This window comes from Shewanella mangrovi (assembly GCF_000753795.1).
Taxonomy (GTDB): Bacteria; Pseudomonadota; Gammaproteobacteria; order Enterobacterales; family Shewanellaceae; genus Shewanella; species Shewanella mangrovi.
Window position 1 is genome coordinate 68,485 of sequence record NZ_JPEO01000010.1, and the last position, 14,315, is coordinate 82,799.

Consider the following 14,315-nt stretch of genomic DNA (forward strand, 5'->3'; position numbering starts at 1 on the left):
CGATTTAAGGTGCTCCGTTCGCTATAATGCGCGCGGGTCTGGGCGGGAACGCCATAAAAAGAACTAAAAAAGGGTAAAGATTAATGAGCGTCGTCATGAGTTTAGTAGGCATTGTGGTCCTGCTAGCGATAGCGTTTTTGCTGTCCGCGAATAAAAAAGCAATCAACTTCCGTACTGTTGGCGGCGCATTTGCCATTCAGGCCATTTTTGGTGGTTTTGTTCTCTATGTGCCTATCGGCAAAGATATCCTTAAAGGTGTATCGGATGCCGTTTATAGCGTGATCCAAAAAGCCAACGTCGGTATCGAATTCCTCTTCGGTGGCTTAGCGCAGTTTAAACTGGGCTTTATCTTCGTGATCCACGTGTTGCCTGTGATTATCTTCTTCTCGTCACTGATTGCCGTGCTTTACTACCTCGGCATTATGCAGTGGGTGATCCGCATTATCGGTGGCGCTCTGCAAAAAGCTCTGGGCACTAGCCGTACTGAGTCAATGTCGGCAACCGCTAATATCTTTGTTGGTCAAACTGAAGCGCCTATGGTGGTGCGTCCCTTTATTCCAACGATGACCGAATCTGAACTGTTTGCCATTATGGTCGGCGGTATGGCCTCTATTGCCGGTTCAGTAATGGCCGGTTATGCGCAGATGGGCGTACCAATGGAGTATCTGGTCGCTGCTTCCTTTATGGCGGCGCCGGGTGGCCTGTTGATGGCGAAGATTTTTCATCCCGAAACTGAAGCGACCAAAGATGATACCGAGGAGTTGCAGGACGATCCTGACAAACCCGCTAACGTACTCGATGCCGCCGCATCTGGAGCTTCATCAGGGATGCAATTAGCGCTCAATGTTGGCGCCATGTTGTTGGCTTTTATCGCCTTAATTGCGTTGATTAACGCTATCATCGGTAGTGTAGGCTTGATGTTTGGCTATGGTGACAGTGAGGTACAACAAGCATTTGCAGCGTTGCAAAGCGCGGCGGCATTGTCGCCAGAACTCAAGAGCGCATTTGACGGTAGCTTGGCGCAATTGGCAACGCAGGCCAATGTGACGTTAGCGAATCTGTCCATTGCTGATATTGACCGCCAGTTAGTGGTTGATCAATTTAGCAAACTCGCCAACGTACCTCAGTTAGCCGATGCTGCTAATTCGCTGGTGGTGGCCGCTAGCGATAAAATCTCACTTGAAATGATTCTGGGCTACATCTTTATGCCGCTGGCGTGGTTGATAGGTGTGCCATGGAAGGAAGCCATGTTGGCAGGGTCCTTTATTGGCCAAAAAATCATTGTGAATGAATTTGTGGCTTACTCTAACTTTGCTCCTTACCTGAAGGACGTGGTTGATGGCGGCAAGTTAGTTGCCGAAACCGGTATGGTGATGAGTGACAAGACCAAAGCGATTATTTCGTTTGCACTCTGTGGTTTTGCCAACTTGTCTTCCATTGCTATTTTGCTCGGCGGGCTTGGGGCTATGGCGCCTAATCGTCGTCATGACTTAGCGCGTTTAGGTATGCGGGCGGTGATTGCCGGTTCGTTGGCAAACTTGATGAGTGCCACCATCGCAGGCTTATTCGTCTCGATAGCCTAAACTGTCACTTAATCTTCATCAAACCCGGCTAAGCTGCCGGGTTTTGTTTTTTATGGGAACGAAAGCGTTACGCTATTGTTTGCTAATTGTTCTTGAATTTTGAACGGCGGTTCTAGATTTGGTGTTAATCCGGGGGTATCATTGGCGCCGTTTATAAGTGCTCAGTCCCATGCTTAACGCAGCAGCATCGGACTGAATATTTTAATAATAATCTTGGTACTGGTCGCTTAGCACCACTACCGCTTGCGGAGAAATAGACGATGACAGATTTGCAAAAGGCCGCGCGTCAGGCCATCAGCTTGATGGATTTGACCACACTAAACGATGACGACACCGACCAACGGGTTATCGACCTGTGCCACAAAGCCAAAACGCCTGCTGGCAACACCGCCGCGGTATGTGTGTACCCACGCTTTGTGCCGATTGCGCGTAAAACCTTAGCTGCTATTGGCGCTGACAGCGTGCGTATCGCTACCGTGACTAACTTTCCACATGGTAATGACGATATCGATATCGCAGTACTTGAAACCCGTGCAGCAGTGGCTTACGGCGCTGATGAAGTTGACGTTGTGTTCCCTTACCAAGCCTTTATGGCGGGCAATGAAACGGTTGGTTTTGAATTGGTGAAAGCCTGTAAAGCCGCCTGTGGTGACAACGCGCTGCTGAAAGTCATTATCGAATCTGGTGAACTGAAAGACCCTGCGCTTATCCGTAAAGCGTCTGAAATCGCTATCGATGCGGGTGCTGACTTTATCAAAACCTCTACTGGTAAAGTGCCAGTGAACGCCACTATTGAAGCTGCCGAAATCATGTTAACCGTGATCAGCGAGAAGAACCGTAACGTTGGGTTTAAACCAGCAGGTGGCGTACGTGATGCTGCACAAGCGGCGGAATTTTTAGGTGCCGCTGCCCGTATTTTGGGCGATGACTGGGCCGATGCACGTCACTTCCGCTTTGGCGCTTCAAGCCTGCTGAATAACTTGCTGCACACGCTGGAACTGGCTGATGCGCCAGCCGAGAGCAAAGGCTACTAAGCCGCAGCGGAGTTTTTGATGTTTCTAGCGCAAGAGATTATTCGTAGCAAACGTAACGGCGCCGTGCTGAGCAATGCCGAAATTGCCTTCTTTGTGCAAGGCATTACCGATGGCAGTGTCAGCGATGGCCAAATTGCCGCATTTGCGATGGCGACCTATTTTCAGGGCATGAACATGGATGAGCGGGTGGCGCTCACCTGTGCCATGCGCGATTCAGGTGATGTGCTCAATTGGCAAGATTGCGGCTTTGACGGCCCGCTGCTCGATAAACACAGCACTGGTGGCGTCGGCGATGTTACCAGCTTGATGCTGGGGCCTTTGGTGGCTGCTTGTGGTGGTTATGTGCCGATGATCTCGGGACGTGGGCTAGGGCATACCGGCGGTACGCTTGATAAACTGGATGCCATTCCCGGCTATCAAACCAGTGTCAGCAGTGAGCTGTTCCGCAACACGGTACGTGAAGCAGGTGTGGCAATTGTGGGTCAAACAGCGGCATTAGTGCCAGCGGATAAGCGTTTTTATGCGGTCCGCGACAATACTGCCACAGTGGAATCCATGGGGCTGATTACGGCCTCGATTCTGTCGAAAAAGCTGGCTTGTAGCCTAGATGCGCTAGTGATGGACGTGAAAGTCGGTTCCGGCGCTTTTATGCCAACCTATGAAGATTCCAAAGCGCTGGCGGAGTCGATTGTTACGGTCGCTAATGGTGCCGGTACACGCACCTCGGCGCTGCTAACCGACATGAATCAACTATTGGCCTCATCGGCTGGTAACGCCTTGGAAGTAGCCGAAGCGGTGCGCTTCCTGCGCGGAGATTCTCGTAACCAGCGCTTATACGATGTCACTATGGCCTTAAGTGCGGAGTTGTTGCTACAAGGCAAGCTGGCCGACTCTATTGCATCGGCCAAAACAAAGCTTGAGCATGCGTTGCAGTCTGGTGCTGCAGCAGAACATTTCAGTCGCATGGTGCATTGTTTGGGCGGCCCGGCAGATTTTGTCGATAAATATCCGCGTTATTTGCAACCCGCGAATGTGATTAGGCCTGTGTATGCCGATAACGAAGGCATCGTTGAGGCAATGGATACGCGCGCAATTGGTATGGCCGTGGTAGCTCTCGGCGGTGGTCGTAGACAAAGCCAAGATAGTCTAGATTACCGCGTTGGCTTCAGTAACTTCTGCCAGCTAGGTGAGACACTTGATGGACGCAAGCCTCTGGCGGTGATCCACGCCAACTCCGAAGCTGATTTTGCTCAGGCCGCTGCAGCGCTTAAAGCGGCAGTTAACATAGGTAGCAAAGCCCCCGAGGCGATAACGCAGATATATCAAACCATCCGCATGGACTCGACGCTAAAACAGACAGAGGAGCTCCCTGCGTGAAGCGCTGTATTATTTTGATGTTAGATTCTTTCGGTATCGGTGCGACTGCTGATGCCGACAAATTTGGTGATGTCGGCGCCGACACCTTTGGCCATATTGCGGCGCAATGTGCAGTAGGGGCTGCCGACAATGCTGAGCGTAGCGGCAAGCTGCAACTGCCGAATTTGGCACAATTGGGCTTAGCCCACGCAGCTTATGAAAGCACAGGACAATTTCCCGCTGGCTTCGGCGATGCCATCGACATCATCGGTGCTTACGGTCATGCCGCTGAACTGAGTTCCGGTAAAGATACTCCCAGCGGGCATTGGGAAATGGCTGGCGTACCGGTCTTGTATGATTGGGGCTATTTTGCCGATAAAACCAAATCGTTTCCGACTGAATTGACCGACGAGATTTTACGTCGTGCTCAGCTGTCAGGCTTCTTGGGCAATTGTCATGCGTCTGGCACCGTGATTTTGGATGAGCTCGGTGAGCAGCATATGCAAACTGGCTTGCCAATCTTCTACACCTCGGCTGACTCAGTATTTCAAATCGCTTGCCATGAAGAGACCTTTGGCCTCGAGAAATTGTACCAGTTGTGCTTAATTGCGCGCGAAGTGTTGGAACCATACAACATCGGGCGGGTGATTGCGCGGCCATTTATTGGTGCTGGCAAAGGCGCGTTTGAGCGTACGGGTAACCGCCGTGATTATGCGGTTGCGCCACCGTCAAAAACGGTGCTGGATAAGCTTAAAGATCATGGTGGACAAGTGATCAGTGTCGGTAAGATCGCTGATATTTATGCAAACTGCGGTATCACCGCTAAAGTTAAGGCAACTGGTTTAGCGGCGTTATTTGACGCAACCTTGCAGCAGCTGTCCAGTGCTGGCGATAACAGCATTATCTTTACTAATTTTGTCGATTTTGACTCGCAATTTGGCCACCGTCGCGATGTTGCGGGTTATGCCGCCGCACTGGAATATTTCGATGCACGTTTGCCGGAGTTGCTCGCCAAGCTGCAACCCAACGATTTAGTGATTTTAACAGCCGACCATGGGTGTGACCCAACTTGGAAGGGAACAGACCATACTCGGGAACATGTGCCTGTACTGGCATTCGGCGCCGGTTTAGCTGCGGGTTCACTCGGGCTTCGCAATAGTTTTGCTGATATTGGTCAATCGATAGCAGCGTATTTTGACTTGGAACCAATGGAATTCGGTTCCTCATTTTTACCGCGCTGAACTGACATAATAGGCGCGGTAAAATCACCACGACGGGATTTAACTTAAGAGGTTAATTTAATGGCTACACCACACATCAACGCCGCTGATGGCGCTTTCGCCGAGACAGTACTGTTTCCTGGTGATCCGCTGCGTGCTAAGTACATTGCAGAGACGTTTTTGGAAGACGTGGTACAAGTGACCGATGTACGTAATATGCTGGGCTTTACGGGTACTTACAAAGGTAAAAAAGTGTCGGTAATGGGTTCAGGTATGGGCATTCCATCTTGCTCTATCTATGCGACTGAATTGATCAAAGATTACGGCGTTAAAAACATTGTGCGTGTCGGTTCATGCGGCGCTATCAGCCAAGATGTGAAAGTGCGTGATGTGATCATCGGCATGGGCGCTTGTACTGATTCACAAGTGAACCGTACTCGTTTCAAAGGCCATGATTTTGCCGCTGTTGCTGACTACACTCTGCTGAGCACAGTGGTAGATGCTGCTAAAGCAAAAAACATCCCAGTACGCGTGGGTAACGTTTACTCAGCCGATCTGTTCTATACTCCAGACGCTGAAATGTTCGACGTGATGGAAAAAATGGGCGTGCTTGGCGTGGAAATGGAAGCGGCTGGTTTGTACGGTGTCGCCCATGAATTTGGTGCGCGTGCGCTGTGTGTGGTGACCGTATCCGACCATATTCGTACGGGTGAGCAAACCACCTCAGAAGAGCGTCAAACCACCTTCAATGACATGATCATCATGACTCTGGAAGCAGCACTTAATTTCTAATTGTTGCCGTTCAGCAAAGAATGAGACAAAAGGGGCGATTATCGCCCCTTTTTTGTAGCTGAATTATGCCGTTGCGATAAAGCCAAACGAAAGCGGTGATTGCGACGATGCTATGCTTTGACGCTGTTTTGCTGATGTATTCACCGTTATGGTGATCATTTAGCAATAGATTGAGCGCTGTTGACTGAAAAAGCCGCATTTGAATGGTTTATCAGTAAAAAGCCCTTTACCTTTAATGGGGGTTTTAGCATAATGCATCCCGTTCCGTAGGGGTGTAGTTCCAATTGGTAGAACAGCGGTCTCCAAAACCGACGGTTGCGAGTTCGAGTCTTGCCACCCCTGCCACTAATTTCAACGGCTTGCACAGCAATGTGCGAGCCGTTTTCTTTTGTCCGCGATTAATTATTTTTTCTGCCGTATGAACTCACATCCATCGCGGTAGCACTTGGTATTCCTAGTTTTTATTCATCGTGGCATTGGTTTATCAGCTTGCTGTGTGCCACGCTAAATCGCCAACCCTCCGCTTTTAGTTATTTTGTATAACTGCGTCACATGGTTACGATTTTCCGCACCGAATTTCCTCCGGTTTGTCCGTCACATTCAATAACTGTGGCAGGGCACTAAGACTCAAAAATATTGTGATCCGCTTTGATTTACACGATGCATTATCTTGATATTCGTAAAAAATCATATAGTTTTACATTAATTAAACATTTGTAAACTTTAGTAGCTCAAAATGACCAATGACTTAATGAAGCGAATTAAAGAACTGGATGTCTTTAGTCTGATTGTTTTTAGGCATATTTTTGAGTCAGGCCATGCTAATGAAGTGGCGCGAAACTTGGGTGTCTCTGCCTCTAAAGTCAGTCGCAGTCTAAATGCATTACGTGCAGCATTTAATAATGATCTTTTCTATCGTCGTCAGCAGGGGTTAAAACCCACATTATTTGCTGAAAAACTATATCCGAATATCTGTGTGTTCACTGACTCGCTAGAGCAGTTTAAAGAAGTGTTACTTGATGAGCATTATCCGCATGAAGATATTGTGTTGAAATTAGCGGTAGTACCGATGTTTATGCCAATTATTGCGAATCGCTTATCAGAGTCAGATATTCAAACGCAATTGGGGAAAATCCAGTTGTATACGTGGGACGATAATTCTATTGACGATCTGCATAAAGGTGATTTGGATTTTGGCGTCACCGTCACGCAAGAGTTGATGGATTACCATGAATTAACGCAGCAAAAGATTATCGACACAAAGGCTTTATGTATTGTTGCGAAGGAACAGCATCCTATCTGGCAAGACTATGATCAGTTTGAGGTGGAACACCTGACGCAATTTCCGTTTGTGTATATTGCGACTAAGGGCTTTAATGATCGCATAGATCCGTTTGAGCAGTATTGTCGTGAGACAGAAAAGACCTTTACTAGCATCTCGGCGGTGAAAAACTATGCTGAGTGGTACTGTCATTTACTGACGATGAACAGTGTGTCAATCGCCCATATCGGTGAGTTAGAGGTCACCAACAGTATGCCGGGCATTCGCGCGGCAAGAATGCCGCAAGAACAGTTTACGCGGTTAGATAACGCGCTGCGAACCCCACGGATTTATTTTATTGAACGTAGCAAATCATTACGTCGTTATAACGAAGAAACGCGGAAGTTATTATTCTCTCAATTCCATGATCTATTAAGTGATTGCTGATATAAGTTGTGGGGTTAAGTTTCAATTAAGCTTTGTGGTAAATTAATATTCAATTAATTTTTTATTTTTAGTTTGCTTGTGATTAATTGTGTATTGATAATTTGATTTTATAAATTATATGTTTAATTGAAAGGTGCCAGGTTGGCGCCTTTTTTATTTGGTTCAATATCCTGTCGTCTATCGCGAAAACTGCAATAGTAAATTTTAAATATTAATATCCCGCATTTATCTATTAGAGTTACGATTCACAAATAATATACAAAACTCCTACGAATAAAATCTTTTTCTTTATTATTAATTCACTGCTTAAGCAGATGTAATAAATAAAATAGATAAGGGAATAATGATGAAGAAAAGAACTGGTTTATCGTTATTAGTTCTAGCTATGACCAGCATCTTGGGGCTTAGCGCCTGTGGGGATGATGGTAAAGATGGCGCTAATGGTGTCGATGGCGTAAATGGCGCTGATGGCCAACCTGGTGCTCCAGGGCTGTCCGCTGGGCAATTTGCTACCACTATTGAAGATCTTTCAGATCTGGTTATCACGCTAGAGCCTAGCGATATCGTCGTATCTGGTACTGATCCATTCGCAGTGAAATTTACTGCAATGGCGAAAACAGCAGCTGGCGATATGGTGCCTTTCTTGGGGCTGAAAAAAATTCAGCTGTATGTCGGTCATCAAACTGAAAACACTTCAGGCACTGGGTCAGCATATCAATGGGCAAACCATACAATGCTCAATGATGCTGGTACCAGCATGTACTGTAGCGATACAGGCGTAACTGTAGACGCTCACGGTAACGAAACCAACGCTTGTACTCTGGTTGAAGATGCCGCTAATCCAGGCACTTATACCGGTACTTGGGCACATGACGGCAATGCTCCTGTCGTGTGGGCTGAAGACGATGCCAATAGCCTGCACCGCGTTATCATCCGTAGCTATGTTACTAACGCTGAAGGTGTTCAGCTGAAAAACCGTTTGCTGACTGCACCGCTTGACTTCATTCCAGCAACTGGTGAGTTGGCAGAATCTGCAAAAGACATGGTATCAGATACTGCCTGTATCCAATGTCACGGTTCTATCGACGGCTTTGCTGAAGGTGATGAGCGTATCAACAACATCTCTCGCCACGGTGCTAACTACCAGTCAGTGAAGATGTGCGCTATGTGTCACACGCCAACCACCACTGAAACATGGCCACAAATGGGTCTGCCACTTGATTTCCCTGCGATGATCCACGCGATCCATACTGGCAGAGAAAATGCTGAATATTTCACTAGCGAAAGTGCAGTGGAAGACTTCGGTAAGATCAGCCTGCCAATGGATGTTGCTGACTGTACTATGTGTCACCAAAACGACGAAGCTTACAACACCAGTATCACAGCGGCTGCTTGCCAAGGCTGTCATATGGGCGTGAACTTCGAAACTGGTGAAGGTCACTCAGAATTCAATCTGGCACAAGCTGATGACTCTCAATGTGCAGCTTGCCACGGTTCAGGTGAACTGGCGCCAATCAACGCGCATAAGATTGGTGATCGCTTCGCTACTATTAACGCGTTAGACGTCAGTGTGGCTAACGTTGCCTACACTGAAGGCGCAACTGATGCTGATGCCGACACTATCGCGGTTTCTCTGGACGCAAAATTCGACGGCGCTGCTGTTGCCGCGGACTTTGACTTCGGTGATTACACCATGTCGAGCAGAACTGTGGTGCTGTTGATTGGTACTATCGATCAATATGGTATGCCAACTGCTGCGTTCCAATTGAGTCTTGCTGGCGTTAAAGCTGATGCAAATGGTCGTCTAACTGCCACTGGCACAGGGACTTACGATTTGGCTGGTAAGAGCATCTATGTTGCTTCTAGCATCTTGCTGTGTAACAACGCAGAAGGTGGCTTAGCTGCATGTGATGGTTCTCAACATCAAAACCGTATCTCAGTACCAATGCCAACCAAATACTGGAATCTGGCAGCTGCTGATGGCAGCAACGCTAACATCGGTCGCTTCAGCCAACCTGAACGTATGAGTGCTGATGAAGCTGGTTGTGGCAACTGTCACGAAACCTTGGTTAACCATCACTACGGTAACCTGACCTTTAGCCAATGTTCTAACTGTCACAACAACAACGCACCAGGTTCTGCATTCCCTAATGCCTATGTACAAACTGGTGTTGATGCTGACGGTGAACCAACCTTCGGTGCGCTGGATATCACCCCATTCGGTAACCACGATCTGGCAACTGTATCTCACCGCTTGCACAGTGGTATTCAAACAAGTGCTACTGGTGCGTTGATCTACCGTGATCAGACTGGTGCGATTGTGAACTATCCAGCGGCTGTTAGTGACTGTGGTGCTTGCCACGTTGAAGGCAAAACCGTGTTTGACAAAAACGATGGTGGTTTGACTTCAGGCCGTCGCTCAATTGCGGTAACTAACGAAGATGGCGATACCGTATACGTATCACCAACTGCTGAAGCATGTCGTTCATGTCACGCTCACTCTGATGCAGCAGCTTATGCTCACTTCAGAAGCAATGGCGCGGTTGTGGTTGAAGATAATTCAACTGAGCAACAACTGCCTATCGAATCATGCTCAACTTGTCACGCTGAAGGTAAAACCTATGGTGTTGATAAAGTTCACATGAGCGTTAAGCACTAAGCGTTATCAATAGGCACTCTACGTAAGAGTGCCTATTCACATTTTGACGAGGTTTTGGTGTTGCGAGATAAGGATGTCCGTAAACCGAAGCCTCGTCTTTTCATTACAGTATTGCCATTAAGGCTTTTTCACTTTAATGAAGTAACGGTCGGTATGACCAAAAATCTGCTTATCAAATACTGACAATTCATGGCTATCTGCCGCGTTGTGGTAGATATCAGAGGTTTCAGCATCAACAAAGCCAGCTTTTTCCAATACGGCTTTAATCAGCTCAGGTTGAATGCGATGCAGCTTGGCATTATCGTTACCCGCAGTGCCAATATGATCCACCACCGCAAAGGTTGCGCCGGGTTTGAGCGCAGCGTAGACATTCTTCAAAATGGCCAGCGTGCCTTGCTCGCCGATACTGTGGTAATAGTCGTGAATATTATTGCCCCAGAACACCAAATCCAGTTGGTTGTGCAGCGGAATGGCATCCATCTCCCAGATCTCAGCTTTAACGTTATCGAGCTTGCCGGCCTCAATGCGGCTATAGAGCTGCTGGATAATTTTGCCGCTGGCCATCTGCTCAAGATGATGATTATTTTGCGCGTAGACTGTGCCTTTATCGCCTACTGCGGCTGACAAAATCTCAGTGCTGTAACCACCGCCAGCGCCTAAATCCATTACGGTCATGCCCGGGGTGATATTCAGAAATTGCACCATCTTCACTGGCAGTCGGCTTTTATCTTGTTCCAGCTCCGCTTGGTGAAAGGGGGCTTTGAGCAGGGTTTGCACATTGGCGACAGCCTTTGCAACGGCTTGACTGTTATCGGCAGCGACACTGGCAAATGCTGGCGTAAGTAATAGTGCTGCCATCAAGGGCAAGGTCGGCGACAACGTGCGGCGAAGGGCGGGCGAAAAAGGCTTCATCATCATAGTCCTTTATTAATCACTAATTTGCGAGAGTCTCATACTAGCAGACCCTTCGTGAGAAATAGCTGAATAAAATGGGTGGAAACAATCAGCTTAATTGCAGTAATGTCGAACAAGGCTGCTTATCCGTCACGGTAGGCTAGCGAGTAATCGGATGGAATGAGCATGATAAAAAGGGAGCCATAGTGCGGTTAACTGTCTATCAGGTAGATGCATTTGTAGCGGATGGGCTACAAGGTAATCCGGCGGGTGTCTGCATCACTAACGCGCCGTTGAACAGCGACATTATGCAGCGAATCGCCAGCGATGTAGGGTTATCTGAAACCGCCTTTTTAGCGCTAGATAGCATGCAGCTCAGGTGGTTTACCCCCAAGGTTGAGGTTAATTTATGTGGCCATGGCACTTTGGCTACCGCACATTTGCTGCATGAGCTCAGGTTGCTGACATCGCAGGATATGACGTTTCATACCTTGTCTGGTGAATTGAACGCCTCGATAGGGCAGCATGGCATCAGTTTAATATTTCCTGCCGCTGAGCTCATTGCTTGCCAACAACTAGATGCACGCTTACTCGAATATCTCGGTATCGCCATTAACGATGTTGTCTACAGCGCTATGTTTGGCGCGAAACAGCTCATCGTGTTAGCCGATGAACAGCAGGTACTGAGGTTATCTCCTAATTTTAGTGGCCTTGCTTCGTTGGTTGGCCGTGGTGTTGTCGTGACGGCAAAGTCTCAACATCCGCAGTTTGATATCGTCTCACGCTACTTTGCACCTTGGGTTGGGGTGAATGAAGATCCTGTTACGGGTTCAGCGCACTGTGCGCTAGCCGTTTATTGGTGTGATGTGTTCGCTAAACCGATATTGCACGCATGGCAAGCGTCGCCCCAGGGCGGCGCCGTTACGATGGCGCTGCACGATAATCATCAAGTGCAACTGGTTGGCCAAGCGCGCACCATAACGCAAGCTCAATTTGAGGCTCTGTGAGTTATTGGTACACAAAAAAGAGGCCGCTTATGCGGCCTAAAAGTAACTCAGGGAAATAAATGATGAATAAGCAAGGGACGAATAAAAACTAGTTTTGCAGCAGCGAACGTAACATCCACGCTGTTTTCTCGTGTAGCTGAATACGTTGAGTTAGCAAGTCAGCAGTGGCCTCATCATTGGCTTGGTTAACCAATGGATACAGGTTGCGGGCGTTGCGAATAATCACCTCTTGGCCTTCCAGCAATTCTTGAATCATCTGGGTGGCATCAGTCACGCCGCTATCTTCTTTAATGCCAGTCACGGCCGCAAAGGCGCTGTAAGAACCCAAGGCACGTTCACCCAATGCACGCACACGTTCAGCAATCACATCGACGGCACCTGCCAGTTCGGTGTATTGGTCTTCAAACATTTGGTGCAAGCTGTTAAACATTGGCCCAGTCACGTTCCAGTGGAAGCTGTGGGTTTTCAAATACAGGCTATAGGTGTCGGCGAGCACTTTGTTTAATCCTGCTGCAATCTCTTGGCGATTGGCTTGATCGATACCGATGTTAATCTGACTCATATTGACCTCCTATTAAGTTGATGGCGTTAGTCTACCGCGCCAGCTAAAAGTTTAAAGTGGATAGAATAGATGTTACTAATCGCTTTTTTAATTGAACTTGAGTGAACATTCGCTAAGCCCCATTGCGCAGGGGATTCTGGTAAACTGTCGCTAACAGCATGTTAACGAGTGTTAAATGAACAGCTATCTACACGCCATGGGAATCACCGAATGGCAGCCAAAATCGGCGCAAATTACTGAAGGTTTGTGGCTGTTAAGTGATAACAGCGCAGAGGTCAGCCTTGAGCATCCGCTGGTGCAAGAGGTACTTAAGCTGTTAGACGTGGACAGCCGCGATTGCCAAATCGCCAGCAGTGATACTGCGGCTAAGATCGCCTCAGCCAATGTGTTGTGGGATATGCGCGCTCAGGCGCAAACGGGCCGTCTGCGCAGCCAACCATTGCCGATGCTGTGCCAAAGCGCGCAAGGTAAGCGCGATTTATGGCAGCAAATCTGGCAACTGCAGGTGCAGCAACAGCAATGATCAAACCGCTGACCATAGCTGATGTGGGCAACATGCTGCCCATCGAAAACGCCGCTCACGCTCATCCGTGGAGCGAAACCGTACTCGCCAGCTGTTTTGGCGAACGCTACCGTGTATTCGGGTTGTTTATTGACGATGAAGCTCAGCAGCCACAGCTGGTCGGTTACGCCATCTACCAATACCTGTTTGAAGAAGCGACCTTGATGAACATCTGCATCGCGCCGAGCGCTCAGGGCAGAGGTTTAGGCTACACACTCCTCAGCCTCAGCATGCAAACGCTGGTGGATGATGCCGCCATCGAAGTGGTGTTCTTAGAAGTGCGCCAAAGCAACCAAGCCGCCATCGCCCTCTATCACAAACTTGGCTTCAGCATCGACGGCGAACGCAAAAACTACTACGAAACCGCCACCGGCCGCGAAACCGCTGTATTGATGTCAAAGCGGTTTATCAAGTAGTTGGGACAAAAGCGTGTTAGAACTTCAACTGTATCAGGTGAATTTCGGATAAAAATTTCTATGGGTTAACGCCTACAACAGGGAGGTGGCAGGCGCTAGACTGACAATCCCGTTGCTTGTAATTGTTAGGCATTTTTCTGTGCCTCAATTTCAGCAGCCCATTTTTCACGGCCGTACAATACGAAACAATATTCTTTCCCATCGGTTGCCAGAACTGCGAGCGAATTTGGAATTAGCGGTATTACCCCTAGAAATTTGGTCCAGCGAGGTTGGCACGATTGGATGTTTTTAACCTCGATGTTTGTGGATCCGGTTTGAACATTAAATTTATGCGATGTGAAGACAAGTCGTTGGGTTGTCAGAAATAGCTTCCCGCCTACGGCCTCGATTCCCCGTTGAAGATTTGCAGGACCTTCTTTAACAATTTTCTCGCCATCACGTAATTCCATGTTCATACGCATCTTATGCCTAACGCCCGCATTTTCGGCTGGTTTGGAGCGCAGCGGAAAACCAGTCCGGCAA

Annotated in this window: 12 protein-coding genes, 1 tRNA gene and 2 pseudogenes; 12 read left to right on the forward strand and 3 right to left on the reverse strand. The window is 48.2% G+C overall.

Annotation, left to right across the window (positions count from 1 at the left end; genetic code table 11):
• Nucleotides 1–83 precede the first annotated feature (83 nt).
• The 9 genes and pseudogenes from HR45_RS19820 to HR45_RS12840 all read left to right on the forward strand — a co-directional run.
• Nucleotides 84–929: pseudogene (locus tag HR45_RS19820) on the forward strand (NupC/NupG family nucleoside CNT transporter); the annotation flags it as partial.
• Nucleotides 930–1,169: 240 nt separating this feature from the next.
• Nucleotides 1,170–1,583, forward strand: a pseudogene (locus HR45_RS19825) (nucleoside transporter C-terminal domain-containing protein); the annotation flags it as partial.
• A gap of 260 nt (nt 1,584–1,843) precedes the next feature.
• Nucleotides 1,844–2,617, forward strand: coding sequence for a deoxyribose-phosphate aldolase (deoC, locus tag HR45_RS12810; protein WP_037443527.1), 774 nt, complete (start codon nt 1,844–1,846; stop codon nt 2,615–2,617).
• Nucleotides 2,618–2,635: 18 nt separating this feature from the next.
• Nucleotides 2,636–3,994: a thymidine phosphorylase gene (gene deoA, locus HR45_RS12815; protein ID WP_037443529.1), complete on the forward strand. Its 1,359-nt coding sequence runs from the start codon at nt 2,636–2,638 to the stop codon at nt 3,992–3,994.
• Complete coding sequence (locus HR45_RS12820) at nt 3,991–5,214, forward strand: phosphopentomutase (RefSeq protein ID WP_037443531.1); 1,224 nt, start codon at nt 3,991–3,993, stop codon at nt 5,212–5,214. Before deoA ends, HR45_RS12820 begins: the two co-directional genes overlap by 4 nt.
• Before the next feature lie 60 nt (nt 5,215–5,274).
• Entirely contained in the window at nt 5,275–5,985 is a 711-nt protein-coding gene (gene deoD, locus HR45_RS12825; protein WP_037443533.1) for a purine-nucleoside phosphorylase, read from the forward strand.
• A gap of 268 nt (nt 5,986–6,253) precedes the next feature.
• Nucleotides 6,254–6,330: transfer RNA gene (locus HR45_RS12830), tRNA-Trp, on the forward strand.
• A gap of 391 nt (nt 6,331–6,721) precedes the next feature.
• On the forward strand, nt 6,722–7,693 hold the full coding sequence (locus HR45_RS12835; protein WP_052074716.1) for a LysR family transcriptional regulator: 972 nt from the start codon (nt 6,722–6,724) through the stop codon (nt 7,691–7,693).
• A gap of 346 nt (nt 7,694–8,039) precedes the next feature.
• On the forward strand, nt 8,040–10,352 hold the full coding sequence (locus HR45_RS12840) for an OmcA/MtrC family decaheme c-type cytochrome (RefSeq protein ID WP_037443535.1): 2,313 nt from the start codon (nt 8,040–8,042) through the stop codon (nt 10,350–10,352).
• Between the two features lie 117 nt (nt 10,353–10,469).
• On the opposite strand, the gene HR45_RS12845 is transcribed toward HR45_RS12840, so the two are convergent.
• On the reverse strand, nt 10,470–11,267 hold the full coding sequence (locus HR45_RS12845) for a class I SAM-dependent methyltransferase (RefSeq protein ID WP_162180655.1): 798 nt from the start codon (nt 11,265–11,267) through the stop codon (nt 10,470–10,472).
• 185 nt (nt 11,268–11,452) lie between these two features.
• Here HR45_RS12845 and HR45_RS12850 point away from each other — a divergent pair, with 185 nt between their 5' ends.
• Nucleotides 11,453–12,253 carry a PhzF family phenazine biosynthesis protein gene (locus HR45_RS12850; protein WP_037443537.1) on the forward strand — a complete coding sequence of 267 codons (801 nt, stop codon included), beginning with the start codon at nt 11,453–11,455 and terminating at the stop codon, nt 12,251–12,253.
• 88 nt (nt 12,254–12,341) lie between these two features.
• On the opposite strand, the gene dpsA is transcribed toward HR45_RS12850, so the two are convergent.
• Nucleotides 12,342–12,815: a DNA starvation/stationary phase protection protein DpsA gene (gene dpsA, locus HR45_RS12855; RefSeq protein WP_037443538.1), complete on the reverse strand. Its 474-nt coding sequence runs from the start codon at nt 12,813–12,815 to the stop codon at nt 12,342–12,344.
• A gap of 175 nt (nt 12,816–12,990) precedes the next feature.
• Between dpsA and HR45_RS12860 the strand changes: the two genes are divergently transcribed.
• Together HR45_RS12860 and rimI are read left to right on the forward strand one after the other, a co-directional pair.
• Nucleotides 12,991–13,338, forward strand: coding sequence for a DNA polymerase III subunit psi (locus HR45_RS12860; RefSeq protein ID WP_037443540.1), 348 nt, complete (start codon nt 12,991–12,993; stop codon nt 13,336–13,338).
• Entirely contained in the window at nt 13,296–13,793 is a 498-nt protein-coding gene (gene rimI, locus HR45_RS12865) for a ribosomal protein S18-alanine N-acetyltransferase (protein ID WP_241461122.1), read from the forward strand. The genes HR45_RS12860 and rimI overlap by 43 nt, the downstream gene beginning before the upstream one ends.
• 125 nt (nt 13,794–13,918) lie before the next feature.
• On the opposite strand, the gene HR45_RS12870 is transcribed toward rimI, so the two are convergent.
• A complete protein-coding gene (locus tag HR45_RS12870) occupies nt 13,919–14,254 on the reverse strand; it encodes a GRAM domain-containing protein (protein WP_347360076.1) in 336 nt (111 codons plus the stop codon).
• Nucleotides 14,255–14,315 lie beyond the last annotated feature (61 nt).

What these genes read in the sequence shown, in the direction of transcription:
- HR45_RS12845 (WP_162180655.1), bottom strand. Translation starts at nt 11,267, where the DNA reads ATGATGAAGCCTTTTTCGCCCGCCCTTCGCCGCACGTTGTCGCCGACC.
- dpsA (WP_037443538.1), bottom strand. Translation starts at nt 12,815, where the DNA reads ATGAGTCAGATTAACATCGGTATCGATCAAGCCAATCGCCAAGAGATT.
- HR45_RS12840 (WP_037443535.1), top strand. Translation starts at nt 8,040, where the DNA reads ATGAAGAAAAGAACTGGTTTATCGTTATTAGTTCTAGCTATGACCAGC.
- deoC (WP_037443527.1), top strand. Translation starts at nt 1,844, where the DNA reads ATGACAGATTTGCAAAAGGCCGCGCGTCAGGCCATCAGCTTGATGGAT.
- deoA (WP_037443529.1), top strand. Translation starts at nt 2,636, where the DNA reads ATGTTTCTAGCGCAAGAGATTATTCGTAGCAAACGTAACGGCGCCGTG.
- rimI (WP_241461122.1), top strand. Translation starts at nt 13,296, where the DNA reads ATGGCAGCAAATCTGGCAACTGCAGGTGCAGCAACAGCAATGATCAAA.
- HR45_RS12835 (WP_052074716.1), top strand. Translation starts at nt 6,722, where the DNA reads ATGACCAATGACTTAATGAAGCGAATTAAAGAACTGGATGTCTTTAGT.
- HR45_RS12870 (WP_347360076.1), bottom strand. Translation starts at nt 14,254, where the DNA reads ATGCGTATGAACATGGAATTACGTGATGGCGAGAAAATTGTTAAAGAA.
- deoD (WP_037443533.1), top strand. Translation starts at nt 5,275, where the DNA reads ATGGCTACACCACACATCAACGCCGCTGATGGCGCTTTCGCCGAGACA.
- HR45_RS12860 (WP_037443540.1), top strand. Translation starts at nt 12,991, where the DNA reads ATGAACAGCTATCTACACGCCATGGGAATCACCGAATGGCAGCCAAAA.